The 26,765-nt window shown below is 47.1% G+C and carries 25 protein-coding genes, 1 tRNA gene and 4 pseudogenes; 17 read left to right on the plus strand and 13 right to left on the minus strand.

All coding sequences use genetic code 11. From position 1 onward, the window contains the following. Positions 1-341 precede the first annotated feature (341 nt). Positions 342-1,670: a long-chain fatty acid transporter FadL gene (gene fadL, locus QMG44_RS11995; protein WP_020883109.1), complete on the plus strand. Its 1,329-nt coding sequence runs from the start codon at positions 342-344 to the stop codon at positions 1,668-1,670. Positions 1,671-1,733: 63 nt separating this feature from the next. Here fadL and mlaA read toward each other — a convergent pair whose 3' ends face one another. After that, positions 1,734-2,486: a phospholipid-binding lipoprotein MlaA gene (gene mlaA, locus QMG44_RS12000; protein ID WP_020883108.1), complete on the minus strand. Its 753-nt coding sequence runs from the start codon at positions 2,484-2,486 to the stop codon at positions 1,734-1,736. Positions 2,487-2,801: 315 nt separating this feature from the next. Between mlaA and QMG44_RS12005 the strand changes: the two genes are divergently transcribed. The 8 genes and pseudogenes from QMG44_RS12005 to QMG44_RS12040 all read left to right on the plus strand — a co-directional run bounded on the left by QMG44_RS12005 (position 2,802) and on the right by QMG44_RS12040 (position 10,380). Then, entirely contained in the window at positions 2,802-3,731 is a 930-nt protein-coding gene (locus QMG44_RS12005; RefSeq protein WP_020883107.1) for a formate/nitrite transporter family protein, read from the plus strand. 75 nt (positions 3,732-3,806) lie between these two features. After that, positions 3,807-3,881 (plus strand) — tRNA-Arg (locus QMG44_RS12010). Positions 3,882-4,056: 175 nt separating this feature from the next. Next, entirely contained in the window at positions 4,057-5,241 is a 1,185-nt protein-coding gene (locus QMG44_RS12015) for a phage integrase central domain-containing protein (protein ID WP_126796704.1), read from the plus strand. Positions 5,242-5,840: 599 nt separating this feature from the next. After that, a complete protein-coding gene (gene phnC / locus QMG44_RS12020; protein WP_232937503.1) occupies positions 5,841-6,665 on the plus strand; it encodes a phosphonate ABC transporter ATP-binding protein in 825 nt (274 codons plus the stop codon). Positions 6,666-6,694: 29 nt separating this feature from the next. After that, positions 6,695-7,636 (plus strand): phosphonate ABC transporter substrate-binding protein, encoded by a 942-nt coding sequence (gene phnD / locus QMG44_RS12025; RefSeq protein ID WP_281853084.1) that lies wholly within the window; start codon positions 6,695-6,697, stop codon positions 7,634-7,636. A gap of 62 nt (positions 7,637-7,698) precedes the next feature. After that, positions 7,699-8,568: pseudogene (phnE, locus tag QMG44_RS12030) on the plus strand (phosphonate ABC transporter, permease protein PhnE); the annotation flags it as partial. A 57-nt stretch (positions 8,569-8,625) separates the two neighbouring features. After that, the gene (gene phnE, locus QMG44_RS12035) at positions 8,626-9,480 is read left to right on the plus strand and encodes a phosphonate ABC transporter, permease protein PhnE (RefSeq protein ID WP_281853090.1); all 855 of its coding nucleotides are present in this window, start codon (positions 8,626-8,628) and stop codon (positions 9,478-9,480) included. Between the two features lie 243 nt (positions 9,481-9,723). Next, a complete protein-coding gene (locus tag QMG44_RS12040; protein ID WP_281853091.1) occupies positions 9,724-10,380 on the plus strand; it encodes a MarC family NAAT transporter in 657 nt (218 codons plus the stop codon). 443 nt (positions 10,381-10,823) lie between these two features. On the opposite strand, the gene QMG44_RS12045 is transcribed toward QMG44_RS12040, so the two are convergent. Beyond that, on the minus strand, positions 10,824-11,327 hold the full coding sequence (locus tag QMG44_RS12045) for a hypothetical protein (RefSeq protein WP_232937499.1): 504 nt from the start codon (positions 11,325-11,327) through the stop codon (positions 10,824-10,826). A gap of 366 nt (positions 11,328-11,693) precedes the next feature. Here QMG44_RS12045 and QMG44_RS12050 point away from each other — a divergent pair, with 366 nt between their 5' ends. After that, on the plus strand, positions 11,694-11,978 hold the full coding sequence (locus tag QMG44_RS12050) for a hypothetical protein (RefSeq protein WP_126796708.1): 285 nt from the start codon (positions 11,694-11,696) through the stop codon (positions 11,976-11,978). A 41-nt stretch (positions 11,979-12,019) separates the two neighbouring features. On the opposite strand, the gene QMG44_RS12055 is transcribed toward QMG44_RS12050, so the two are convergent. The 4 genes and pseudogenes from QMG44_RS12055 to QMG44_RS12065 form a co-directional block, all read right to left on the minus strand. Beyond that, positions 12,020-13,624, minus strand: coding sequence for a DUF1254 domain-containing protein (locus QMG44_RS12055; RefSeq protein WP_232937498.1), 1,605 nt, complete (start codon positions 13,622-13,624; stop codon positions 12,020-12,022). A gap of 9 nt (positions 13,625-13,633) precedes the next feature. Beyond that, the gene (locus QMG44_RS12060; protein WP_126796709.1) at positions 13,634-13,933 is read right to left on the minus strand and encodes a Dabb family protein; all 300 of its coding nucleotides are present in this window, start codon (positions 13,931-13,933) and stop codon (positions 13,634-13,636) included. A gap of 51 nt (positions 13,934-13,984) precedes the next feature. Continuing rightward, positions 13,985-14,170: pseudogene (locus tag QMG44_RS24315) on the minus strand (spore coat protein U domain-containing protein); the annotation flags it as partial. Between the two features lie 457 nt (positions 14,171-14,627). Continuing rightward, positions 14,628-15,209: a tyrosine-type DNA invertase gene (locus QMG44_RS12065; protein WP_281853085.1), complete on the minus strand. Its 582-nt coding sequence runs from the start codon at positions 15,207-15,209 to the stop codon at positions 14,628-14,630. 402 nt (positions 15,210-15,611) lie between these two features. Between QMG44_RS12065 and QMG44_RS12070 the strand changes: the two genes are divergently transcribed. Then, entirely contained in the window at positions 15,612-16,292 is a 681-nt protein-coding gene (locus tag QMG44_RS12070; RefSeq protein WP_126796750.1) for a Crp/Fnr family transcriptional regulator, read from the plus strand. Positions 16,293-16,381: 89 nt separating this feature from the next. Here the strand turns inward: QMG44_RS12070 and QMG44_RS12075 are convergent, their stop codons facing one another. Further along, on the minus strand, positions 16,382-16,741 hold the full coding sequence (locus QMG44_RS12075) for a YcgJ family protein (RefSeq protein ID WP_232937495.1): 360 nt from the start codon (positions 16,739-16,741) through the stop codon (positions 16,382-16,384). A gap of 456 nt (positions 16,742-17,197) precedes the next feature. Between QMG44_RS12075 and QMG44_RS12080 the strand changes: the two genes are divergently transcribed. Beyond that, complete coding sequence (locus QMG44_RS12080) at positions 17,198-17,926, plus strand: Crp/Fnr family transcriptional regulator (RefSeq protein ID WP_232937494.1); 729 nt, start codon at positions 17,198-17,200, stop codon at positions 17,924-17,926. A gap of 80 nt (positions 17,927-18,006) precedes the next feature. Further along, entirely contained in the window at positions 18,007-18,699 is a 693-nt protein-coding gene (locus QMG44_RS12085; protein ID WP_232937493.1) for a Crp/Fnr family transcriptional regulator, read from the plus strand. A 312-nt stretch (positions 18,700-19,011) separates the two neighbouring features. Here the strand turns inward: QMG44_RS12085 and QMG44_RS12090 are convergent, their stop codons facing one another. From QMG44_RS12090 to ompC, 3 genes are all read right to left on the minus strand, one after another. Continuing rightward, positions 19,012-19,470 (minus strand): Lrp/AsnC family transcriptional regulator, encoded by a 459-nt coding sequence (locus tag QMG44_RS12090; protein WP_281853086.1) that lies wholly within the window; start codon positions 19,468-19,470, stop codon positions 19,012-19,014. 69 nt (positions 19,471-19,539) lie between these two features. Next, positions 19,540-20,301, minus strand: coding sequence for a polymer-forming cytoskeletal protein (locus tag QMG44_RS12095; RefSeq protein ID WP_281853087.1), 762 nt, complete (start codon positions 20,299-20,301; stop codon positions 19,540-19,542). Positions 20,302-20,687: 386 nt separating this feature from the next. Then, a complete protein-coding gene (gene ompC / locus QMG44_RS12100; RefSeq protein WP_232937488.1) occupies positions 20,688-21,833 on the minus strand; it encodes a porin OmpC in 1,146 nt (381 codons plus the stop codon). 543 nt (positions 21,834-22,376) lie between these two features. Here ompC and QMG44_RS12105 point away from each other — a divergent pair. The 4 genes and pseudogenes from QMG44_RS12105 to QMG44_RS12120 form a co-directional block, all read left to right on the plus strand. Next, positions 22,377-22,867: pseudogene (locus tag QMG44_RS12105) on the plus strand (transposase); the annotation flags it as partial. A gap of 46 nt (positions 22,868-22,913) precedes the next feature. Further along, entirely contained in the window at positions 22,914-23,489 is a 576-nt protein-coding gene (locus tag QMG44_RS12110) for an ANTAR domain-containing response regulator (RefSeq protein WP_232937486.1), read from the plus strand. Positions 23,490-23,625: 136 nt separating this feature from the next. Further along, a pseudogene (locus tag QMG44_RS12115) lies at positions 23,626-24,144 on the plus strand (NifB/NifX family molybdenum-iron cluster-binding protein); the annotation flags it as partial. Further along, the gene (locus tag QMG44_RS12120) at positions 24,141-24,653 is read left to right on the plus strand and encodes a nitrogen fixation protein NifQ (protein ID WP_404997242.1); all 513 of its coding nucleotides are present in this window, start codon (positions 24,141-24,143) and stop codon (positions 24,651-24,653) included. The pseudogene QMG44_RS12115 and the gene QMG44_RS12120, both read left to right, overlap by 4 nt. Before the next feature lie 286 nt (positions 24,654-24,939). Here QMG44_RS12120 and QMG44_RS12125 read toward each other — a convergent pair whose 3' ends face one another. The 3 genes from QMG44_RS12125 to QMG44_RS12135 form a co-directional block, all read right to left on the minus strand. After that, complete coding sequence (locus tag QMG44_RS12125; RefSeq protein WP_232937484.1) at positions 24,940-25,191, minus strand: hypothetical protein; 252 nt, start codon at positions 25,189-25,191, stop codon at positions 24,940-24,942. A 368-nt stretch (positions 25,192-25,559) separates the two neighbouring features. Further along, entirely contained in the window at positions 25,560-26,531 is a 972-nt protein-coding gene (locus QMG44_RS12130; protein ID WP_281853088.1) for an EAL domain-containing protein, read from the minus strand. 17 nt (positions 26,532-26,548) lie between these two features. Continuing rightward, a complete protein-coding gene (locus QMG44_RS12135; protein WP_281853089.1) occupies positions 26,549-26,725 on the minus strand; it encodes a hypothetical protein in 177 nt (58 codons plus the stop codon). Positions 26,726-26,765 lie beyond the last annotated feature (40 nt).

The raw sequence follows: 26,765 nt of genomic DNA on the forward strand, positions 1-26,765 counted from the left end.
CGAGATAAACACGATGCTGCTATTTTACGCCCCGGGGCTGGCTCTCTCCAGCCGTTAATGGCGCAAAAGCGGATAAGTGACCAATATCACACTAAAAAATGATCTAGAACAAAAATCCCCCTTTCAGACGATTCGCAATGGTCACAATTTTGCCAACCAGATCTCGTTTCAAGAAACATGTTTGAAAATATTAATAAACAAACTTGCAACATTCTGGCTGGTCAGACCTATACTCTCGCCACTGGTCTGATTTGTATGTCATACCTCAGACCCTACACTTCGCGCTCCTGTTACGGTATGTAACAATTATTGAATAAAAATAACTCAATGAGGTTATGGTCATGAGCCAGAAAACCCTGTTCAAAAAGACTGCGCTGGCAGTCGCAGTGGCAATCGTCTCTACGTCCGCCTGGTCCGCGGGCTTTCAGTTAAACGAATTTTCTTCCTCTGGCCTTGGCCGTGCGTATTCCGGGGAAGGCGCAATTGCTGATGATGCGGGCAACGCGAGTCGTAACCCTGCACTGATCATGATGTTCGATCGTCCGACCTTCTCTGCTGGTGCAATCTTTGTTGATCCGGGTGTTGATATCTCGGGCCGCTCGCCAACAGGCGCCAGCCTGAAGGCAGACAACATCGCGCCAACAGCCTGGGTGCCAAACCTCCACTTCGTTGCGCCAATTAATGACCAGTTCGGCTGGGGCGCTTCCGTGACGTCTAACTACGGTCTGGCAACCGAGTTTAATAATAACTACGCCGCAGGGGCGTATGGCGGTAAAACCGACCTTGAAACCCTGAACCTGAACCTGAGCGGTGCTTACCGTCTGGACAACCACTGGAGCTTCGGCGTCGGCTTTGATGCGGTTTATGCTAAAGCGAAGATCGAGCGCTACGCGGGTGACCTGGGTAAAGTCGTTGCTGGCTCAGGCGCTCTGCCGCCGATTCCGGGTCTGGCACAGCAGGTTGCAGGTATTCCGGCAGATACCCAGATTGCTTACCTTAAGGGTGACGAATGGGGCTTTGGCTGGAACGCCGGTATCCTTTATGAAATCGATAAAAATAACCGCTACGGTTTAACCTACCGTTCCGAAGTGAAAATTGACTTCGATGGCGATTATAAGAGCAGCCTGCCTTCAGCCTATAACCAGATTCTGGGTAGCTTCGGCCTGCCAATGGGCACCGACGGCCGTACCACTGGCGGTTCTCTGAGCCTGCACTTGCCAGAAATGTGGGAACTGTCGGGTTATAACAAAGTGGCGCCGCAGTGGGCGGTTCACTATAGCCTGACCTACACCAGCTGGAGCCAGTTCCAGGAGCTGAAAGCGACCAACAGCAATGGTGACACGCTCTTCTATAAAGATGAAAGCTTCCGTGATGCCTACCGTATCGCGCTGGGTACCACCTACTATATGGATGACAACTGGACATTCCGTACCGGTATTGCCTTCGATGATAGTCCGGTACCGGCTGACAAGCGTTCCATCTCCATTCCGGACCAGGACCGCTTCTGGCTGAGCGCAGGTGCAACCTATGCCTTCAATAAAGATGCTTCTATCGATGCGGGCATCTCTTACATGCACGGTCAAAAAGTTAACTTTAAGGAGGGGCCGTATGAGTTCTCTTCTGAAGGTAAAGCCTGGCTGTATGGCATGAACTTCAACTACGCGTTCTAATCGCGCAGGGATTAAAAAAGGTGAGCATGGCTCACCTTTTTTCTTTATTCCGGGTCGATATCTTTATTCCGAGTCGATATCTTTTAATTCGTTCTCGATTGCTTTCGCGTTCGGATTCTCTTCCGGCTTCAGCTTGCCGCCATTGGCAATAAAGTCGTGATTCTGGAAGTAAGCTTCGCGGACCATAATATACGGGTCAGAAGACTGACGCAGCAGACCGTCCGAATCAAGCAGTTGCGCACGCGTCTCGATCCCTTCCACCGTCCATTTCCCTACCGACAGCGGCCAGGTCAGCCACGACAGAACCGGATACAGCGTATCCACCATGTCGCCGCCGTCATCTCGTACGGTGAAACTGCCGTAGAATGGCAGATGAACATACGGACCATAACCCACGCCATAATGCCCCATCGTACTGCCGAAACGGTGCGGTTGCTCACGCTGAAGTTTCGGGTTCGCCATACCGGCAACATCGATGAAGCCCCCCATCCCCAGCAATGAGTTCAGGAAGAAGCGGGTAAAGTGCACCATACCCTGATACGGATCGCCCTGCAGGAAGTAGTTCACCATCACCGCAGGTTCTTCCAGGTTACTGGTGAAGTTACTCAACCCGTTACGCGCAGGTTGTGGAACATAATCACGCCATGCAACTGCCACCGGGCGAACCACATACGGGTCCAGCACGTTGTAGTTGAAGCTGTACATTGAGCGGTTAAATCCTTCGAGAGGATCGGAGCGTCCCGTTTGCTCTCCAGAGCTGGCGCAGCCCACAAGCATCGTCGCGCCCAGCGCAAGCGCCGACAGCCGAAGTTTCATAAATATCTCCCTGTTCAGTATGGCTATCGTTGATTGCCATCCGTAACGGAGCATGGGTTGCTCCGCCTGTAAACGTGCAAGTGATTGTAACAGCACGTTTACCGATGTCTACGAGCACAATTACGGGCAGTAACCACCGTCACTCTGATCTCAGCATAGCCTGGCTTTTAGAATTCGTTTCGCTGGCAATTTTATAATGTCTTTTAATGAGATGTATCGCCTTTGTTGCCATTGCCGCCAATTTAAGAGCATCCCCACGGGCATTTCATTAAAAGCCGCTACGCTTTATAGAAAGATCATCGTGTTGGAGTGGCTATGAAAGAAGTGGGCGAAGAAAAAATTGGCGAGAGTAATGAGGAAATTGAAATTGAAAGCGAGGAAAAAGAGCGCGGTGAGGAGATAGAAATCAATGAAGATCGCCTTCCTTCCCGTGCGATGGCGATCCATGAACATATCCGACAGGATGGCGAAAAAGAGATGGAGCGTGATGCCATGGCTCTGTTTTGGTCGGCCATCGCGGCAGGCTTGTCGATGGGCGCCTCACTCCTCGCCAAGGGCATATTTCATGTGCAACTGGAAGGGGTACCCGGTGGATTTTTACTTGAAAATCTCGGCTACACCTTTGGCTTTGTGATTGTCATTATGGCGCGCCAGCAGCTGTTTACTGAAAACACCGTTACCGCCGTTCTCCCGGTAATGCAAAACCCTACCCTCGGTAATTTCGGTTTACTGATGCGTTTATGGAGCGTGGTGCTGCTGGGGAATATCATCGGTACAGGCGTGGCGGCATGGGCATTTGAATATATGCCGATATTCGATGAGCCCACCCGGGATGCCTTCGTGAAAATCGGTATGGACGTAATGAAAAACACGCCGTTCGAAATGTTCTCGAATGCCATCATCTCCGGCTGGATAATCGCGACCATGGTGTGGATGTTTCCTTCCGCGGGCAGTGCCAAAATTGTCGTGATCATATTAATGACCTGGCTGATAGCGCTGGCTGACACCACGCACATCGTGGTCGGAACCGTTGAAATCCTCTATCTGGTCTTTAATGGTACGCTTCACTGGAGCGATTTTTTCTGGCCGTTCGCCCTGCCGACGCTGGCAGGCAATATCTGCGGCGGAACGTTTATCTTCGCACTGTTAAGCCATGCGCAAATCCGTAACGACATGTCTAATAAGCGCAAGGCCGAACAGAAAGCGCGGGAAAACGATGATAAATCTGCAAAAAAATCGACCTGAATGGTGACTCTTTAAGCAGTCAGGCGGCGATGAGCTTAACGCAAAGTGTAAATGAGGCTATACTCGTGCCGCCTTGTCCCCTTAGTTAAATGGATATAACGAGCCCCTCCTAAGGGCTAGTTGCAGGTTCGATTCCTGCAGGGGACACCATCCCTGTCTCTCCCGAGCTCTACCCAACTCAACAAAACCCTTCTATAATCAGCAATAACCCCAGCAATCCTGCAAGCTGCTATCAACTGACATCTACCCAACAAAACGTAAATCAATTGATGCTTGGGGGCCTTTGTGGGGGCTTGCTGTGTTCAATTAAAATTGAGGCCCCCAAATGCCGCTTAATGCACGTCAGGTTGATACTGCAAAACCTAAAGATAAAACCTACAAACTTGCCGATGGCGGCGGGATGTATCTCCAAATCAATGTAAATGGTTCCAAATACTGGCGCATGAAGTATCGGTTTGCAGGCAAAGAGAAAAAACTATCTTTCGGGACTTATCCTGACGTTTCTCTTTCTGATGCTCGCTCAAAACGGGAAGATGCCAGGAAAACTCTGGCTGCGGGCAACGATCCCGGTGAGCTTAAGAAAGCAGAACAGCTTGCTAAAAAAATGTCTATTGAAAATACCTTCGAGTCTATTGCTACTGAATGGTATAGAGCAAAAGTCCAGGGCTGGTCAAAAAGCTATGCTGATTATGTCGATCGAGCCTTTAAGAACAATGTGTTTCCCTTTATAGGTTCTCGACCAGTTAACGAGATAAAACCCCTTGAACTTCTGTCTGTTTTGCAACGAATCGAAAAACGTGGCGCGCCTGAGTTAGCCAGTAAGGTCCGCCAGCGGTGTGGCGAAGTTTTCCGATACGCAATTGTGACGGGCCGAGCTGAGTACAATCCAGCCCCCGATCTCGCAAGCGCTTTACAAGGATATGAAAAGCGGCATTATCCATTCTTGCAGACTTCCGAACTACCCGAATTTCTCAACAGATTATCTGAGTACACAGGAAGTTTTATTACGCTACAGGCAACCCGTTTGCTTATGTTGACAGGTCTAAGAACCGTTGAATTACGTATGGCTGAATGGAGTGAAATTGATTTTGATAATCATATATGGGAAATACCAAAAACCAGAATGAAGATGAAAAGGTCCCATCTGGTGCCACTATCACACCAATCACTAGAGGCTCTTCACCAACTGAAGCAGATCACCGGTCGTTACCAACTCATTTTTTCTGGACGAAACGATGTCAATAAGCCGATGAGCGAAGCTAGTATTAACATGGTTCTAAAGCGAATTGGTTATGACAAAAGGGCTACAGGGCATGGTTTCCGACACACAATGAGTACCATCCTTCATGAACAGGGTTTCAATACTTCGTGGATTGAAATGCAGTTGGCTCATACGGATAAAAACAGCATTCGTGGAATCTACAATCACGCTCAGTACCTGGATGGCAGACGCGAAATGATGCAATGGTATGCTGATTATATCGACACCCTCGCAACCGCTCCCGAATAGAAGATAGAATACCCCTCCCATTGGCCCGGTAATTAAGACCGGGCCAATGCTTTCCTACAGCACCTACTGACCGCTCTCCTTTTTCGCTGATCAGATAGTAATAATGGACCGCCACCGGGGCCTCGAACCCCGCACCTGCAACATCAGTGTGTCACCGGCTCTATCCTGCTGAGCTAGTGGCGGTATTTAGATCTTATCAATGTCGTATAAATTATTACTCATAGCTCATTTTCCCCACAACCACTCTATATTAACCATTTATTTCTCATAAATTCATAGTGTTAAAGTTGTTTCAATAGTCATTTCAAATAGCAAAAGTATTTATTGTTGCTGCTGCTGCGGGCAACTCAGTGCTCTTTTTTATTTGCCTCGAATGCTGAAAAAGTAAATTGCAAAGAAGCGTCTTTTTTGGTATGAAAGGCGTAACTTGGAAAATCAGATAAATCTGAGTGAAAAAAAACCATGCCAAACAATGAACTATATTTTCCAGCGCAGGGAATATTTTCGACCGCCCACATTACATTCATTAAAGAGTCATACAACGGCCATATAAAACATATCTAAATTGTTCCTCAGTAATTTTGCGTACAGGGATCTTTATGAACAGTACTCTAACCAAAGTATCAGAAAATGAAATCCCCCCCCTGATTAGCGCCTCCAGTAGAGGCCCTGTCTTAAGAGCACGCAACCTTAGTAAGGCCTGGCCCAGGCAACCTTACCTGCTGAAGAGTATCAATTTTGATCTTTATGCTGGTGAGATGGCTGGGGTTATTGGCAAGTCTGGATCCGGTAAATCAACCCTGTTTCAGCTACTAAATGGAATGCAATCCATTAGTGGCGGCGAAATCCTTAGCCATTATGAATCTGGCAAGTTGATTGATATCACAAAATTAAAACGTCGAGCCCTAACAAGCTGGCGCAGCCGGTGTAGCATGATTTTTCAGGACTATTGTCTCGTCCCGCGTCTCGATGTCTTGACTAATGTCATGTTAGGTCGACTGCACCATACTTCTACGCTCAAATCCCTTTTCAATCTATTTTCTGAAGCCGACCGGTCTCGTGCAATATCTTTGCTGGAGTGGATGAACATGTTGCCATATGCGTTGCAGCGAGTAGAAAACCTCTCTGGCGGCCAGATGCAGCGCGTGGCCATTTGTCGGGCGCTAATGCAAAATCCAAAGATTTTATTGGCCGACGAGCCCGTGGCCGCACTGGATCCAAAAAACACTCACCTGATTATGAGCGCTCTCTGCGAAATAGCCGGACAAGGTGTCGCCGTAATGGTCAATCTCCATTCCTCGGAACTGGTTAAAAAGTATTGTTCGCGCGTGATTGGCATTGCTGGTGGACAAATCATCTTCGACGGGCCGCCCTCAGGGCTGAATTCTAAAATTCTGCACCAGTTGTACAGCAAACAAGATTAACTACTTAATTCATTTACACGGGGAAGGAAATGACAACACATTCTTGTAATGGCATTCGAATTTCTGCAATTACTCTTGGCATGGCGCTTTCTGGACAAGCAACCGCTGCTGTACAACCAGAAACATTAAATCTCGGTATCCTGGGTGGCCAGAATTCCACTCAACAAATCGGTGATAATCAATGTGTTAAATCATTCCTGGATAAAGAGCTAAATATTGAAACTAAACTCAGAAATGCTTCCGACTACACGGCAATCACACAGGGCCTGCTGGGGGGAAAGGTGGACGTGGTATTGAACATGTCACCGGCCGCCTACGCATCGGTATATATCAAAAATCCGAATGCCGTTGATGTCATTGGAATGACTGCAGATGATGCAACCGGTGTACACGGTTACCATTCGGTGGTCGTGGTGAAAGCCGACAGCCCTTACCAGACGTTAGATGACCTGAAAGGCAAATCCTTTGCTTTTGCCGATCCCGACTCCACTTCAGGATACCTGATCCCTGACTACTCCTTCAGACAAAAGCTAGGCGGGAATGTAGATAACCAGTATAACCATTTCTTTTCCAGTATTACGTTCTCTGGCGGGCATGAGCAGGATATTCTTGGCGTTCTGAACGGGCAGTTTGCCGGAGCAGTGACCTACAGTTCGATGTCAGGGGATTACAACACCGGTTATAGTGCCAGCGCCTTCCGCTCATTGATCCGTGCAGGACACACGGATGTGATGAAACAGATTCGTATTATCTGGCAATCCCCGCTGATTCCGAGTGGACCAATCCTCATCAGCAATACTCTTCCTACAGAGTTTAAAGAAAATGTAATCCGTGCCATCAAAAAACTGGATACGGACGATCATGCCTGTTTTGCAAAAGCTGTCGGGGGGCAATTACATATCCGAGAAGGGAGCGTCGCTGATTTCCAGCACATTATCGACATGAAGCGTGAAATACTGAGTGCGCATTAATATAGTTTTCGCTCCTCCCGGCAGTAAAGTCGGGAGAGTTCAGCCCCGGAAAACAACGATCAATGAGTAGCCTCCATAACGAGTTTGAACGCTATTACCAACAGATTCGCAAGCGTCAAAGGCGGGACACACTAGGCGTATCGGCTCTCCTTCTGTTGCTCTATTTTTCTGCCGGACATATTGCCGAGTTCAGCCCTGCCAGCATATGGCATGCGTTACCTGATTTCTTCAGCTATCTGCGTGATATCTTGCCTGCACTTCATCTGTCCGACCTGTTTGCAGGTTCTGATATTAGAGGGTCATTGTCATGGTGGGGTTATCGTCTGCCTATTCAGTTACCTCTCATTCTTGAAACACTACAGATGGCAATGGCTTCAACGATTATTGCAGTTTTTCTCGCCATTCCACTTTCATTCCTTACGGCTAACAATGGAGGAACCGCATTACCGATACGCTTAGCATTCCGTACACTGGTGGCTTTCCTGCGAACCATGCCTGACCTTGCATGGGCAATGATTTTCGTCATGGCATTTGGTATTGGTCCATTTTCGGGATTTCTGGCCCTGTTGTTACACAGCACCGGAAGTTTAACGAAACTCTTTTACGACACTATAGAAAGCACTCATGATAAACCAGTCCTAGGGCTCAAGGCATGTGGAGCATCATCCTTTCAACAGATACGTTTTGCCTTGTGGCCGCAGGTAAAACCCCTCTTTATCTCATTTAGCCTCATGTGCCTTGAAATCAATTTTCGCTCATCTACCATTCTTGGGCTTGTGGGGGCTGGGGGGATAGGCCAGGAACTCATGACTAATATCAAGCTCGATCGTTACGATCAGGTCAGCATGACGCTGCTACTCATCATCGTTGTCGTCACTCTGTTAGATAGCTTTTCCGGATTATTGCGAAAAAAGGTACTGCACGGACACAAGATACCGCGCACATTTAACCCATTAAAATCCAGTTCTCTCCAGAATGACAAAAAATTTTTGCGCCGTTTTAATAGACACTCACTATTTCATACCGGGCTATGGATTTTTGGTTGCGTGTCGTACTACCTTTGGTTTTTTTCACAACATGGCATCAGTTTAGAGCAGTTCAGTAGTGGTATTCGCCAAATAGGCTTTTATTTGCAACGGATGTTTATCTGGCATAATTTTACTGACTGGCCACTGCGATATTACCTGACACAAATCCTGATCACACTGGCGATAGTTTTCACCGGGACGATCACCGCTACGGCAATCGCTCTTCCACTTTCTTTTTTGGCTGCGCGCAATGTTATGCAAGGCAAGTTAGCAGGCATTGCCGCCCTGCTGATGCGTCGCCTGTTTGATATTTTGCGCGGGGTAGATATGGCCATATGGGGGCTCATTTTTGTTCGTGCTATTGGTCTTGGTCCATTGGCAGGTGCATTGGCGATTCTCATGCAAGACATAGGACTTCTGGGACGGTTATATGCTGAAAGTCATGAAGCTGTAGATGGTTCCCCAACAAAGGGACTCACATCGGTTGCAGCCAGCCCTCTGCAAAAGCACCGCTTTGGTATTTTTACGCAATCTTTCCCGGCTTTCATCGCTCTTAGCCTTTACCAAATCGAATCAAACACCAGGTCAGCTGCAGTATTAGGTTTTGTGGGTGCAGGAGGCATCGGACTCGTCTATGCAGAAAACATGCGTTTGTGGAATTGGGACGTGGTGATGTTCATCACTCTGATCATGGTTATTGTCGTGATGGCCATTGACGCGATCTCAGCATGGCTACGATACCGCTATATTGACGGAAATGTAGTCCCCCAGTTTACTCTCCCTGAGCGTCGGTATTCTGGTGCTGAGAGCTCTTAATTTTGAATCATCGAAATGACCTCTGTCGCCAGGAGCGTTCTTTCTTAACGGCTGCAATCACCTTAATAACAGCATAACCCAGCGTTCTGTTGACGTAATGTTTAGTGTTGCGTTTGTAGCGTCACTATTTGTACCTCCTTAACATCCTTTATGTCTTCCCGCTGTTTCCCACCTTAACAGCGGGATTTTTTAGCGAAGGAGAGCCTGGCGGCCCTTCTTACCCTCTGTTAGTAAGGAAACATGATGATTGATTTAATGAAAGCCCTTGGACTTGGACTTGTTGTCCTTCTCCCTCTGGCAAATCCACTGACCACCGTTGCATTGTTTCTTGCACTCACTGGTGGGATGAGTGTAGCCATGAGAAACCGCATTGCATTTCTGGCCTCAATGAACGTATTTATTATCATGATGGTGACGTATTACGCGGGACAGTTGGTGATGAACACGTTCGGGATTTCTATTCCTGGACTGCGTATTGCCGGGGGATTGATTGTCGCTTTCATTGGCTTTCGTATGCTATTCCCGCAGCCCACCAGACCAGTTTCACTCGGTTCTGACGCTGAAACTGCCGATACTGGAATAGCTTTTGTTCCGTTAGCGATGCCCTCAACAGCAGGTCCCGGTACTATTGCCATGATTATCAGCTCTGCTTCTACTTCTGCGGCTCGGCATGGTGCTGAATATGCCCCCTGGATAATTCTTGTGGCACCACCACTCATTTTCCTATTGGTGGGCCTCATTCTCTGGTTGAGTCTTCGAAGCTCTGGAACCATTATGCGACTTGTCGGGACTGGTGGTATTGATGCTATTTCAAGGCTGATGGGGTTTCTTCTGGTCTGTACTGGCGTGCAATTCATTATTAACGGCACGCTTGAGCTCGTTTCACTCGGTCAGGGATAACAAACTTTACTCCTTCATTCTTTTTAGTGGCAGAAAATAACCAGCTGCTGGCGACCAGTCACAAGGACCTCGCCAGATGAATACCATGTACATAAACGCTGCTTTCTGCCTGACCGGCTACGATTTACAGCGCTTGTTCCCTGCAGGAGATAATCAGCGGCGCGACTGAGATAATGGTGTCCTTTTTCGCCATAGGAAGATCATCGGCACGTGAAAATAGCTGCTATTTATTTGCCCCAATCGACGGACGTTAAAAACACAAAAAACACTCATGATTAACTTCCTATAACTAAGATTAAGCGTAATAACTCTTTATCTTCCGCTGGAATATTTGAATGAATACCAAATCAAATCAATCCCACAAACACAATGCATGTAACCTAACATGCTTAGATTGGGATAACAGCCACTATCATTGCTTTGTGCATTTCAGTAACTAAAGCCTATGAGCCCCAGAGTTGATAATCAACAAGGTCCATGTCAATTGAATGTTTTATATGTTTTTTTATAGCGTCACAAATTGGACCAAAACCACCGGCATGTTCATAAGCTGTATAACGCATCGTTTCGTTCTCTTTGTTTAGGATAACGTTTATCGCCCTCCCTTTAATATACATATTGACGTATATATTAAAATAGGATTTCAATGCATAATCCCGTGTACAAAGAGCAGTACTCAGTATAAATTGAATGGTATTATCTTGAGACATAGGTATATCAGCAATGGAGCAAATTAAACCATCTCTCTCACTACTTTCGATCCCTATTTCAACGACATTAAATTTTTGGTTATTCGCAGAATATTTTATATTGCTAAGCAGACCTAATGCTGAAATATATTCACTTTTGAGTTGAGAGATCGCATTATGCAAACGTTCAAGCATGTTATTAGGAGCTTCCGCAATGTTTAAGCACTCATCTGCCTTGCCAATTAATTTACATATCACCGTTACTCCTTAGCAAGGATGGAATTGCCAATTATTTTTTTTATCAAAATACGAAGGTAGACAAAAATCAACCCTCAAATTAACAGATTAGCCATTGCTCTCTTTAACGATGAAGTTAGATATTTAATAGCGTTGTGATGCCTGGTGCCTCCAGGTGAGTCTTTAGTCTGCAGCCTTGACTCGCATCTATTTCGATTCCCTACGACCACAGGAGTAGTTTGCTGGTTCTGCCCCTCCGCACAGGGGGATTCATCACAACAGGAAAGGATACTGATAGCTGACCCGACATATCCGGGTGAACCCTCAGAAGCAGTATGCTTTCCTGTTATTAAGTTAAAATGCCTACCCGAACCGACGAAGATAATTGTGGAAACGATAAATAAGCCCCACAACCGTGTATTAACAATTCGTTACCAGATAAGTGAAAAAAATGACAACGTTCTATACGTCAGATTCAAGAATACAGAGGGATATAGCGACATTCTGTTGACACAGAAAAAAAACGTTAACAGTATCATTAAAGTCTGGTTTCCTGCCGGTTTTCCAGACACGGCGGTGCTTTCAGTTACTTCCGAAGCGCAACACCAGGTAGTTAATCCCCTGAAAGCACCGCCACCAACAAATTTGACGAAAAAAAAGAAGGCAGATTAAAATCATCTGCCTGATAAGTTAAATCGGTTCTATCTTAGGAGTTACTTAATTTCTTCGATCTCACCCGGTTTCCACGTTTTATCAAACCAGGGCTCGAGAGGCCCATATAGGCGAATGATTGTAAACCAGCCTTTTCCAGGAACTGTTTGCATCCAATTGGCTTCCTTACCCTTAGGTGGTTTAGGGCCGAAGAATAAGTCTACGGACCCATCTTGATTTGCAATCAATTTGTCTCGTTTGTTATTTTTACTCGGGAATGGCTGAGAGGTCTGCAGTTCAGAACGGGTCTGAGGGTCATAAATAACCACTGACCAGAAGTCATTTGCCGGCACATTGCCAGGAATGTTGAGCCTGTAGTTCTTAGAACCATTAAGGGGGGCTCCCATCTTATCTGCGCTGGCAATAGCATACTGCGAACCACTGCCCACCGATTTTGCCGCCATTGATGGTGTATTAACAGTTGCGACGTAGAAGAAGCTGGTTCTGGCATCAAGATCGCGGCCAGCAAGCCCATCCCCACCAAGCCAGAGATAGTCGTCACCAATGAAGCTGGTTCGCCATTGACTGTTAGGATAAAGAATAGAGCGAGGATCTCGGTTATGAAAACTAATCGCTCTGGCCGTTGCGTTACCCGTCGCAACTGCATCTGTTAAAATTGCTTTCATCCGTTTATCAGGATCAAACTTTTTACCTTTGCTAATACCAATTGAGGCAGCAAGACCACGTATTTCAGGATCAATAAAATCGACAGGCTCTTTCTGTATGACGTTATTGAGTTCATTATAAAACTCAAAATTGTTTGCATGGACAGTATTAAATGCCTTCTTAGATGAATTGATAAATTCCATTTTAGGTGGATTATCTGCTTTGCTGAGCGGATAAACTTTAAAACCATCGCGAAACATCTTTGATGCGGCATCTGGCTTACCGTCAACCAGAAATCCACGTAAAATAACAATGTTTACATATGAGGGTGAGCGCGTAATATAATATTCACCGCCATTCCTGACATCCTTAGGTAGATTACCCATATAATCAGATGGCACGATTAAATATTTTCCTCCCCTTCCCCGATCCGGCCCAGGGACGCCCATATCAACAACGAATCTGAAAAATGCGTCATTCACTGTTCCCGGACCACTTCCAGGCGGTACCTCAATGACCGTTGGGCCATCAGTTTCGAGGTCAAGCATTGAGAAAGCGTAAACGGTATCAGTATTCGCCGTCAGTAACAGAGGGTTTGAATCTGCAAGTTGATCATAAATTGTTGCCTGATTACTTTTACTTGCACCCAATGCAATATTTCCACGGCGAATTGCTTCAATACTTGCGGCAGGCATAAGGCTCAAGAAAACCTCGACTCCGCGAATGAAGTCAAGGTTATCAAAAGCCAGTTTTGCCGTTTCTTTTGTTGGGACACCATCGATAAAGTTAAGTGTTCCAATACGGGTGTGGATCTTATCCGGAGTTAGAATATCTTCCGGAATAAACGTATTAAAGCCATGAGTCGGAACCGTTACATCGGGAGTCTTTTGTGCGTAGCTACATTGAATGTTTACCGCACTAATAAATGTCATAATAGCCAAACATGTTTTACGCCTAATCATCATAAATTCCTCCACTTTAATATTATAAAACGCATTCATATAAAATCATTATACAACCGTATAATCTAGAACAATGACGTTCTGAAGTAGAGGCTTGAAAATCTCTTTCAATTCCTCATGAACTGAATGTGGCAAATATCTTTGTCGGGCAGTATCATCCGAAAATGTCATGAAAACACAATGTGTATAGCCTGCATTTTTCATCTCTGGGCTATCATTCTCTCCCCACTCAACATCTAAAACACCTTCAATTTTATTTCTAACATCTAAAAACAAAATACGAACAATATCAATATCAAGACTCGAAACATCAGGTTTAAACTGTATAAACAGTACGTGTCTAATCATTAACACCTCATCTAAAATAAAGGCACATATTCTGAAATAAAAAATAATTCATTAACAGATCAAGGTAACAATAACAGTATCCTGATCATGCTCCTGAGCCAGACCATTCTGGGGTAATACCCGCCCATATATAGAGATCATGAGCGGGTTAGCAATGCCCGCTCCAACACCACTCAGGGTATCCACATTATTTTTATTACCCCAGGTTTGTGTTCGTGCCGCATCACGATAAATTTGATACTGAAAAAAATCACCCTAGTCATTGCTCATTCTCCGTGCTCCGTGCTCCGTGCTCCGTGCTCCGTGCTCCGTGCTCCGTGCTCCGTGCTCCGTGCTCCGTGCTCCCCCCGCCGAATATAACCCCTCGTTCAAAGCCAGTTGCTAGGTTGTACCCACAGGACATTGCAATGTCAGACTCAAGCGTTGATCGAGTGGGGCAGTAATATCATACTCATGAATACCAAAATCGATAACCGAAATCGAACGGATCATACATGAGTTTTCAGCACTTGCGACAACATTGAGGTAGTAACTCACCTAACTTTATATCTAAAAAGAGTTAAGTTGTGTGTTCACACATTTTATTTACTTCAATGTAATACTGATTTATTTCCCATATGAATATCTGAAAAAAACATAAATTAAACTCTCAACGTTTTTTACAAAAAGCAAGCACTATAAAATAATAAACACACTAGAAAATCACTTCGTACGAACTTTTATCCTGCCAGACTCTCGAAAAACGTGCTGCGTTGCCAGCAGTGTAATGGACAGTGTGCCTGATATTTCGATGACCAAGATAATCCTGTATCAGGCGTGTATCCATACCTTGCTCTGCCAGTTCATACCCACATGCATGCCGCAGCATATGAGGATGTACATCGAAAGGGAGACCAGCCAGTCGTCCATACTCTTTGCAAATCATATAAAAACGCTGACGTGAGATACGCCCACCTTTACGCGAAACAAATAGCCACTGAATATCATTATCAGTTACAAGTTGACTTCGTATATTTAGCCACATATCCAGTGCCTTTCTGGCCTGTATATGTAAAGGGTGTACAGTACTAAATCCATTTTTTAATCGACTAATAGATAAGCGCCCCCCTGACAAGTCAAGGTCTGATAGTTTTAACCCTGTTAACTCACTCGTTCTGAATCCATGTAAATAGCAGAGCAGCAACATACAGTAATCTCTTAATCCATTCTTACTACCAAATGTGGCCCTGACTAAAACAGATACTTCCTGACGCGTGAGATATAATCTTTGCTTCATGGAAAACTCCGGCATCATGTAGTCTGATAAAATAAGCATGTTCAGGAATAAACTGTTGTTAACACATTCCCGGCATCCTCTGAATCAAAAGAATCCATCCTAAAATATTCAACCCGCGTTCAGTCACCTGCATAAGGGCAACTGTCACAGGTGACGGTCAAGCTCCTTCTCCAAAATTTCATTAATAAAAATGATTACTTACGGGTCGTACTAGTGCTGTCCGCACAAACCTCGTCATCAGTAGGTGTTACTCACTTTCTTAACAACCAACACTACCCTGTATGCGGCCGTGTATTTTTTCCCACAGCCTGCCTATGAGACTTTTTGCCTGACACACTTTTAATACATAATTTTCTGATGCAAGATTGTGTCAAATCGGACAATTGAGGAAGAAAAGTGGAAATGACTCGAGAAAGGGCTGAGCATTTGATCTGCCAAAGAGGGTGGTTATCGCTCATGCCTGAAGATTTCAGAACGAGGCTGCTGAAGCATGCTTTACTTCTGAAATTTGAACCTGGGCAATTTATCTTCCGTACCGGAGCCCCTGCCGGAGGAATCTTTGGCCTTGTGGACGGAACCGTTGTTATCAATACGGCTCCGCTTGATTCCGTGCCTCGCCTCATCCACATTGCTGTACCAGGTGGATGGACGGGAGAAGATAGTTTTCTAACGGGCGATACTCGAAGAATTGATGTTGTCGCACAAAGTGAAACCTGGATTTTGCACGTACCGATTAAAGCGATGGAACAAATGGTGTCTGCTTATCCAAATGACATTCGCGCTTTTGGCGTGATTTCTATGCAGCAGGCTGATTCAGCTTTAAGAATTGTGCATGACTTACAGAAGAGGGATATCAGCTCAAGAATCGCCTCAGCGTTACACCGTATGTCGTGGTCCACAGATACTCCGGTAACGGTTTCCCAGGATAATCTCAGCATCATTACCAACACTTCTCGTAAGCAGGTCAACAATGTCATTCAGCGGTTTGTTGAAGAGGGATGGGTTGAAACCAGTTACCGCTCAATCACCGTTAAAGATCCTGCTGCACTGCTTCAGCATGCAGAAAAGGACATAAGTAACTAGCTAAACGATATTCCCATTATGCATTCCATTGATTTACGTATTAAGCCGATCACGCACACTGCATAACCAGGAAATGGACAGCCTGGTTATTACGGCTCAAATAGCAATCGAGTTGTATTATCTTCAATAGATCCCGAGCGCTTCCCGTCAGCATCGAAAAAACGATCCTTGCGACATAATTTCGCCTTCGTGTCACAAAAAACTCCATTTGCAAAAGTAAATGCTGAATGATCGAAGTCGCCCATTGCACTCAGTTGGTCTCCACGCACTTTGCCCAAAAATTTCGTTGTTAAAGCATCTGAAACTCCGTTGGCATCAGCACAAAAAAACACATCGCACACAACCCCTTGCGCTGGGGAAGTCAGCCTATGTAGTGTCGAAGCTCCCGCTGATACCGCGGTTGCACCCAGTATTAAAAAAACTATCCTTAAAATAATGCTCATTGACATAATTCGCCCTCTATAGATTAGTTTCACTCAGTTCGAATACTGTTGGCGACACCGTATCCTTCTTGCCTATGAACTCTATGATTCACTGATCAGGTTAAACAGTGTTCTAACCATACGTCGTTTGTAATCGTTTTTTTTGAACGGTTCATATTGACAGAAAGGAAAACCGTTATGAGATTAAGAAGGACTTAAACAAAAATAACTAACCACTTAACTTTGTGTCACCCGCTCCCCCGTAGCGGGCTTTTTTTAATTACTAATAATCCCTTTGATACCCACTGAATGTCGGCATAATCGGGTTGATTTAAGCCAAAACGCCTCAGGATCCTTCGATTAATCCGCCAGCCATCAGTTTTATAAAATTGTCCTCCGTTTTCCATATCTTCCTGAAGTAACGATAATATTTCGTGCTAAATTACTCAGTTGAATTTCTTCATCACTAGTGTCAACACTACTGTGGCAGGTATCAATAAAGACAAGTACGGCGCGAAGGATTACGAACCTATGTTGCGAAAAAACGCGGAAGCGATAGTGATTCAAAGGGGCTGGTTGAGCCGGACATCTGAAGCGTTCAGGGTCCGTCTTCTGGAAAATGCCGAGCTACTGAAGTTCGACACGGGACATGTCATCTTCGCTAAGGGTGACAAGGCTGGTGGGATTTATGGGCTTGTATCAGGGACTCTGGGGATCATGGCTGCACCACCTTATTCAACACCCCGTTTGATCGATATTGCAGTTTCAGGCGACTGGCTTGGTGAAGACAGCTTTATTTCGGGCAAACCAAGAAGGATTGAACTGGTTGCACAAAATGAAACCTGGCTACTGCATGTACCGCTTGAAAAAATGGAGCAAATGGCTGAACAAGATCCTGACAATATGCGCGCTTTTGGCGTGATGTCTATCCTGGGGGCGGACTCGATGCTCAGGCTTGTACATGACTTACAGAAGAAAAGCGCAAGCGCCAGAGTCGCCTCTGCCCTTCATCGTATTTGCTGGGCAACGCATATTCCCGTAGCAGTTTCACAAGAAAGCCTGAGCGTCATCACTACCACATCGCGAAAACAAGTTAATGCCATTATCAAGCGTTTCGTTGAAGAGGGCTGGGTTGAGACTGGTTACCGATCCATCACGGTTTTAAATCCAGAAGCGTTAAAACATCATGCAGATGAGGATATGGCTGACTGATTAGTATAATAATCACCACGCTGATAATGGAATTTCTTGGCTATACTACCCACAACAATCATTAACCAAGCAGGGAAATAATGACGTTGATGTCCCTGAAATCACGAGAAAAGGCTGAGAAAATCATCTGCCAGCGAGGCTGGCTATCTCATATGTCAGTTGATTTCAGAATGTTGTTATTACACAACGCAGAATTTTTACGATTCCGGGCCGGGACCGTAATCTTTGGCCCGGGGGATCCTGCAGGCGGTATTTATGGTCTTGTCAGTGGGGTCGTAACGGTAAAAACAGCGCCTTCAGGCCAGACACCGCGGCTGATACATATTGCAGTGCCTGGTGGTTGGACAGGTGAAGACAGTTTCCTGACTGGTGATCCTCGGCGTATCTCTTTGACGGCCTACACTGACATTCAGGTTATGCACGTCCCACTCCCCGTGATGGAAGAAATGGTCTGTGCCTATCCAAATACCTTACGGGCTTTCTCCTCTATGTCTCTCATGTCGACAGACTCTCTAATCAGAATCGTTCATGACCTGCAAATAAAAGATGTCAGTTCAAGGATCGCCTCTGCCCTGCATCGAATGTCCTGGTCAACAGATACGCCAGTAATGGTATCCCAGGAAAATCTGAGCATCATTACCAATACCTCTCGTAAACAGGTCAATATCGCAGTTCAACGCTTTGAGGAAAAAGGTTGGATTGAGGCTAGCTACCGTGCAATAACGGTAATCAATCCAGATGCTTTGCTACAATTTGCAGAACGCAGGACTTAGTTCCTTTGTGTTTCGTTATTATTTTTTAATGAAAAACATCAATCGTAAATCTGCAGCGTATTGACAAGATAAATTCCCGTTTCGATAATCATTTATGTTTAGTCCCTAGCCTATTTTTCAAGAGTTTTTCACTTACTCTATCCTGATTTTTAGGCTGTTAAAATAACTGTCTCTACTTTCTTTAGAGAAATAATTTAAGCGGGATTACTATGGATTTAATGATTATTAGTGTTTTCATACTGGTTATATTTACTTTGGTTTACTCTTCAATCATTTCACTCTATATTCTAGGGTGTACTTTTAACGCTTTAATTACAAAATTGGCAACTCAGTGGTATCTTTGATTTTTTCCATACTAAAACTTGTCATGATTTTTCTGACTCCTACAACAGATGAAATCAGAGATTTGTAAAATTCATCAAATGCTTTTACATCATTAACCAGTACCTTAAGGAGATAATCATACTCTCCCGTTGTCTGGAAAAAACCAACTACCGCATCCATACTGCATACGTTGTCAATGAATGCGCGCCGGCACACTTCACTATGATTACTGACTTTGAGCATCAGGAAGGCAGTCAGGCTTAATCCAAGCTTTTCATTGTCCAGTAAATATACCTGTTCCCTGATATAACCTTTCTCCTTAAGATTTTTTAATTTTTGTCGGCTTGCAGAAATGCTTAAACCTATATCTTGGGCTAACTCCTGCAAGCGAATTCTACAGTCGGACTGGAGGCGTTTTAAAATTTTCAAATCATTGTCGTCTATCATATGTACACCTTGCATAGTTTTATATATTTTAGCTCACCTGACTTGCTAACGGAGCCGATTTAGAACCAGTCACAACTGATCCTCTTTCATTTTTTCAGACTGGGATTCAAGTTTTATTAGCTCATCCATTATTACTTTTTCATCAACCTGACGATTGTTATTATTCTGTACCTTTAGTGACATCACATTATCGGTATCTACCTTCACCACCTCAGATTTATGCAACTGAGAAGTGCCTATAAATACTCCCCCCTTCTCAATAATCAACTCATCAGTGTTAATCTCTCCTTTTATTTTCCCTTCACGCTGCAGGGTAAGAGTATCTGCATAAAGCCCCCCTTCAGCATAGCCATTAATCACAATATGACTGGCTCGAATATCGCCTTTGATCTGACCACCAGCCTCTACTCGAACCTGAAGAGTCCCGCTGACATTCCCCTCAATTAAGCCTTCAATAACAATATTCCCTTGCCCTTCAAAAGAACCAGACAACTGTACTCCTAATGCAATAAATGTATTTTTACGTGTCACTCCTGAAACTATTACTTCGGAATCTTCTGTTCTTGATTGATTTTCTTCTGCAGAAGTAATCAAATCAACTCTTTGACTCAAAGAAGTGTCCTTACTTTCAGAAATAAATTTACTATCCCGTTTAAATATTTGCATCTTACATACTCGCCTTATGAAGAATTGTCGATAAATAAAATAAGTACTAAATGCGCTTAGTAAGAGTAATGAAAGCTGTAAGATTTGTATATCTGGATAAATTTCTTTGATAAGCATAACGACCCAGACAAACCACACGCCCCACAAAACCTGGTAAAAAACCACTCAACCTCCTGAATCACTTTGAATGACGCCTAAATAAAACAGGCCATGCTTGATTCAGGGCGGCATTTACTCCCTTGTTTTGTCGGAAGGCGACTACGTGCTCGCACTCTCTCCTACGCCTGGATTCCCGCACGACTGATATGATTTAGAGGGAATCTCAAATGCTATCTCCTAATAGCACAAGCCACACTGCAAACTGCCCCACTCCCGTTCGGCATATTTGTCACACCAAGACATCACATCCATCCACCGGGCCGTAGCAAAACGGTTGATTCTCGCGCTCTCAAGCTACTAAGCCACTACATATTCATCACCTTTTATCTCCTCGCTCTGTTCTATCGTAATCACACTAAAAATACCGCCGGCTCTCCGGCGGTATTCTGTCATCAGAACTGGTAAACCAGCCCCATAGCGACCACGTCATCAGTGCTGATGCCGTTGTGTTTATAGAAGCTGTCATCCCCGTCCAGCAGGTTGATTTTATAATCCATATAAGTGGACATGTTTTTGTTGAAGTAGTACGTTGCGCCAATATCGGCGTACTTCACCAGGTCCTTGTCTGAACCTCCTCCGGTAAGGTTCAGATCCTTACCTTTGGACTGCAGATACGAAATCGCCGGACGCAGGCCGAAGTCAAACTGGTACTGCGCTGTCAGCTCAATGTTCTGAGTTTTGTTGGCAATACCGCCGCCATCACGGCTGTCGTCCGAACCATACGATGTCATGTTGCGGGTATCTGCATACATCGCGGCAATGTACAGATTATTCGCATCAAACTTGACCCCGGTGGTCCATGCATCCGCCCGCTCTCCCCCGGCAAACTGGGTGTGTCCCAGCCCGGCATGCTTCTGCTCCGTGGTACGGTCAGAGGAGGTATACGCCGCACCGGCACTGAACCCCTTGCCGATATCGTAGGTGGTTGATACCCCGATACCATCACCGTTGGCATTACGGATATTGCGACCCGCACCGTTACTGGTCCCTTCTCCCCTGCCCGGGTTTTCATTTTTACCCTGATACTGGAGGGCGACATTCAGCCCTTCAACCAGGCCGAAGAAATCGTTATCACGGTAAGTGGCAACGCCGGTTGCACGACCGGTCATGAAATTGTCCGCCCGGGTATAGCTGTCTCCGCCAAATTCCGGCAGCATGTCGGTCCAGCCTTCCACGTCGTAGAGCACGCCATAGTTACGGCCGTAATCGAATGAGCCGTATTCCCCTGCCTTCACGCCAGCAAAGGCCAGTCGGGTAAATGACTGGCTCTCATCATCTTCCGCACTGTCAGCATTGAGATTATATTCCCACTGACCGTACCCGGTCATCAGGTCGTTAATCCGGGTTTCCCCCTTAAAGCCCAGTCGCGCGTAAGACTGGTCGCCATCCTGACTCCCGTCACCGGAAAAGTAATGCAAACCATCAATCTTGCCGTACAAATCCAGCTTGTTGCCGTCTTTGTTATATATTTCTGCAGCCTGTGCTGCGCCTGCGGCGAGTAACGCCGGAATAATCAGTGCCATTGCTGTTCTTTTCATCACGCATTCCTTGTTAATTACGCACACTGTATATTCAGGTGCCGGTCGATGCTACGAACGGCTTTTTATTACGCACCGCACTAAATTGTAAATATCCATGACAATTAAATTCCTGATGTAAGAATTATATCTACCATTGCCACTGGTGGTTTTATAAGCCAACGCTTGTACTATAAAGAGCATTAAGTCACTGTTTCTATGCCGTATGTTGAACACCTTCGGACCCTGCCTGCTAACGGACTTTTTTAAAATCACAAACTGATAAAGAATGACAATAAATTTCAATGAGGTTGTTACAGAAAAAAAGGAAACACGATGACAGTGTTTCCTGTAAGGGTGGTTGTTTTACTGTTGATACATATTGATTTTATAATTACGTATAAAATCAAAACGAAAATTCTTTTTGTCAACCGAAATAATTAAAATGCTGCTCCTCCTTCTTTCCTTCATGTACCGGCGTAGAGAGTCCGCGCAGAAAAGTGAAACGCCACAGGTTTAACAGACACCTCAGAGCCATTTAACATGGCTTAAATATAGGTGCACATGAGCAGTAAGCGTTATCCTGTAGAGTTTAAAATTGAAGCAGTCAAACAGATTGTTGATTGTGGCCATTCTGTTTCCAGTGTCGCAACACGTCTCGATATCACTACCCACAACCTTTATGCCTGGATAAAGAAATACGGGCCGGACTCTTCCACCAACAAAGAGCTGTCAGATGCTCCAGGCCGAGATCCGCCGACTCAAGAAAGAGCTGAAGCGGGTTACTGACGAACGGGACATATTAAAAAAGCCGCGGCGTACTTTGCAAAGCTATCCGACTGAGGTACGCCTTTATCCGTGACAACACTCGTTGCTGGCCTGTCCGTATGCTCTGTCGGGTGTTGGATGTTCATCCCAGTGGCTTTTACGCCTGGCTTCAGCAGCCGCATTGACAACGCAATCAGGTAGATCTGAGACTGACAGGACTGATTAAACAATTCTGGCTGGAATCGGGATGCGTCTATGGCTATCGCAAGATCCATCTGGATCTGCGAGCCTCGCGCAACGCGGAGGTAGTGCATAAGCCGAAAAAACGTGCAGATGTGCGGATTAAAAGTGTGTGTGATCGGCTGTTCAGAGCGTTATAACCACCATCTGGCGCAACAGTTTAGCTGCATAGGGATTGAGGGCTTGTTCTGTGTAGTTTTTCCTGACGAGAGCCAACTGGCTGAACAACAGCTACTGGTTTTCGACGGCGATAGCTCCACCCTGTTTCACCCCACAAACCAACTACCCTGGCCCGCGCTGCCGAAAATTGCGCTCACCGCCATTGAAACGCCATCGCGTTTACAGTGGATTGCCTGGCAGAAGATCGACAGCTATATGCGTAAACCAGTGCGCTTTGATGGTGTGATGACAGCCTTCACGCTGGCGCTTAATCATGCCGCGCACATCAACCGACTTGAAGCACAGCTTAGGCGGCAGGCGGAGCGACTACGAGCGTGCAAATTTCTGTTTTCCGTTATGCATGTACTACGGCTGGAGGAGGACGATGCCTACAGCTTGCTGCGCCGTGCTTCAATGCCGCAACACATGACCATTGAAAACCTCAGTTGTGAGCTGCTGGACGACACGGAGTCCTGGCTCAACCGGTTGAGATCACTGCTGGCGGAATAGCGCACTGTGTTTCACAAGATGCAGTAAAAAAGGCAGAAGAGGCAGAAGAGGCAGGAGCGTCGGGTTTTCACCATGCCGCTTAGTTTCTGAGGTTAATCACGCCCTGTTTTGATGCCTGATCCTGGAACACTACTTCGGTGAAGATCGCAGCCAGCAGTTTGCCCTGACGCCGGTTGAAGAGTCGCCGCAGCCGTGGTTACCGACGCTTTACCGCCGGGCGCAGTTTCATGCCAGCATTGCCACGCGCGGTGAATCGGAAGAGCCGGATGCCTGCCTGGTAGCGGTCGCCTCCACGCGTGGCGATGCGATTGATTGCCACTTTGGTCATGTCGATCGCTTTCTCATTTACAGCCTGTCGGCAGCAGGCGCAGTGCTGGTCAACGAGCGCTTTACGCCGAAATTTTGTCAGGGAAATGACAACTGCGAACCGCAGGACAGCGATACGCGAATGACGGCGATTCTCGATCTGCTGGCCGATGTGAAAGCGGTGTTTTGCGCCCGTATCGGCTACGCGCCGTGGCAAAAACTGGAAGCGCGCGGCATTCAACCCTGCGTCGATCGCGCATGGCAGCCGGTTAACGAAGCACTGACCGGCTGGTGGCAGCAGTGGCGGAAAAATGCCCCGTGCGATCCTGCGTCACAGGGGGTGGTATGATGCCTGTTCACGGCTGGCTGCGGCGCTTGCTGTGGCTCTATGCACACGGAGATGGCTGTTATCCATTGATGATGGGCCTGCAGGCGGCCGAATGGGATGCACTGCAGGCTCAATTCGATCCCCCCACGCAGCCGATGCCCGTCGATTGTTTGCTACGGCAAAAGCTGATGAGCGAGCTGAATGCCACCCGCAACGATGAACAGCAACAACTGGCGCAGTGGCTGGCAGGCTATATGGCGCCGGGCGCGGCGCCGATGCATAACGTTATCGCCAGTGTTTCACTATCGTTTAATCACCTGTGGCAGGATCTGGGGCTAAGCTCGCGTCAGGAGTTGCGCGAGTTAATGAGCGATTGTTTCCCTCTGCTGGTGGAAATGAACAGCGAAAATATGCGCTGGAAAAAGTTTTTTTATCGTCAGCGCTGCCTGCATTCCGCTGGGGAGCTTATTTGCCGCTCCCCAAGTTGCGACGCCTGCTACGAACGCGAATTCTGTTTTTCCGATTCCTGAACCCAAGTTGCTTAGAAATATGAGCGGACATCTATCGAGGTCTGAACCGGATTGAGGATGTCTGTTCTATTACTCAGACTGTAATGTGATCCGATTTACCTTAATCCGGAAATGTCCATAAGAAGCGGATTTCTGTTAGTTCATGAAGTTATTTTGAAGTGAATCGATTTACATATTGGGAAAAATCATTTAAAAAAAGTTACCTGAAGCGCCTCCTTATCCTGCATGGCTTCGGCGAGCAACTTCTTGAGGCGGGCGTTCTCCCCTTCAAGTGACTTAAGCCGCTTTACCTCAGGGACTTCCATTCCGCCTGCTTCATCAGCGCCAGCGACCGTCCGTATTCCCCGCGTGCCGCCAGATTTCCAGCCAGCATATACTGCGCCTGTGCATCCCCGGCCTTCCGCAACTGCTCCAGGATAAATCGCGTGGTGTGCTCACTCAGGCCCGTCATAGTGGTGACTACCTGTAACGTCATGACCGGTACTTCTCTAAATGCGCCCATAATGCGTTTTACGTCATCCGTCATCGTCTGTGTCATTTCACTCAAATCCATCGGGTTATCAATCTACAGAAAAAAATAAATCAGAGCGCCAGGGTATAATCCAGCACGATGATGTCCTGCAGAATCGGTCGAAAAATCGCTTTCAGGCCATCATGCGCCGAATGCGGGGGATAGCGCTGGCGAGCTACTTCAGCCGGCCCGTACCGTGGTTACAATTGAACGGGGTGTTTTATACCTTTCCATGAACATTTTCCTGCGTTAACAACACTCATAATGAAAGCCCTGAACTGCAGGATGTGAATCACCACACACCTTCAGACACTTTCGGACTTTTGCTGATACAAAGCCTGCCTGCTGGCAGGCAATTCTTCTTTTCTGAGCTCGTGTCGTCGCACAACAAGCACCTACGCTCTCTGTATAAACACCCCGGTCGCCAGGCAGGCGGCCAGCCCCTGCGCCTGTACCGGCGGGGAGAAGTAGTACCCCTGCTGCTCGCGCACCCCGTGGGCCAGCAGCCACTCATGCTGGGCCCGGGTCTCCACTCCCTCTGCCACCACCTCCAGCGACATCAGCTGCGCCAGGCGGATGATGAGCTCCGCCTGCGAGACCGGCGTGGCGTGCAGGCCCTGCACGTGGCTGCGGTCAAGCTTCAGGCCGTCCACCGCCAGCACATCCAGACCCGACATTCCCTGGTGCCCGGTCGCAAAGTCATCCAGCATCACCCGGATACCCGCCGCCTGCAGGGCCTTCAGCAGACTCGCCCCGCCCGGAACCTGCTCAAACACCACCCGCTCGGTCACTTCGGCGGTGACCTTCAGGGCCTTGTTCCGGAACTGTTGCTGCAGGCGCCGGCAGTCCCGCAGGAAGGTCTCACTCCCCGCATGCGCCGCACTCAGGTTCACCGACACGTCAAAGCCCGGCGGCAGCCAGACCTGCATGTGCTCAAGGTCCCGGCGCACCTGGCGCATCAGCAGCCGGGTCAGGGGGACAATCAGCCCGCTCTGCTCGGCAAGGGGAATAAAGCGCGCCGCCCCGCGGATGCGCCCGTCCGGGAGGTGCCAGCGGGCCAGCACCTCGCAGCCGCAGACCCGGCCCTGGCTGCCGTGCACCACCGGCTGGTACCAGGCCTGTATCTGCCCCCGGGCCAGCGCCCGGCGAAGCCTGCGGATCTGCCAGGCCGTCCAGGTGATGTTCGCCACCCCGGCCCGCAGAACCAGCAGGAGCGCCGTGCACACCAGGCTCAGCAGCACCCGCAGGTGACCGTCGTCCCCGGTGAACCACACCGCCCCGCTCACCAGCGCCAGCAGCGAGCCGGCGGTAAGCCAGAGCCCCGTGGGGATATCGTGATGTGCCGGTGTTCTGCCTGCTGTTCTCATGCTCTCTCCTGTCAGTGTCAGCTGCCCGGGACCCGCAGTACCGTGCCCAGCAATATGCACAGCACCAGGGCCACCGCCAGGGCCAGGCCAATGACCACCCGGTCATGGAGGCTCATCGGGTGCTCTGTTTTTGTTTCCGTCTCTGTTTCTGCCGTGCTGTCGTCAGGCACAGCCTTTTTCGCTTCCGGGTTCATCCTCGTCCTCCGTTTCCACTTTCATGCGTCCCTTCCACAC

The sequence above is a fragment of the Enterobacter sp. 200527-13 genome, assembly GCF_027924865.1.
GTDB lineage: Bacteria > Pseudomonadota > Gammaproteobacteria > Enterobacterales > Enterobacteriaceae > Enterobacter > Enterobacter ludwigii.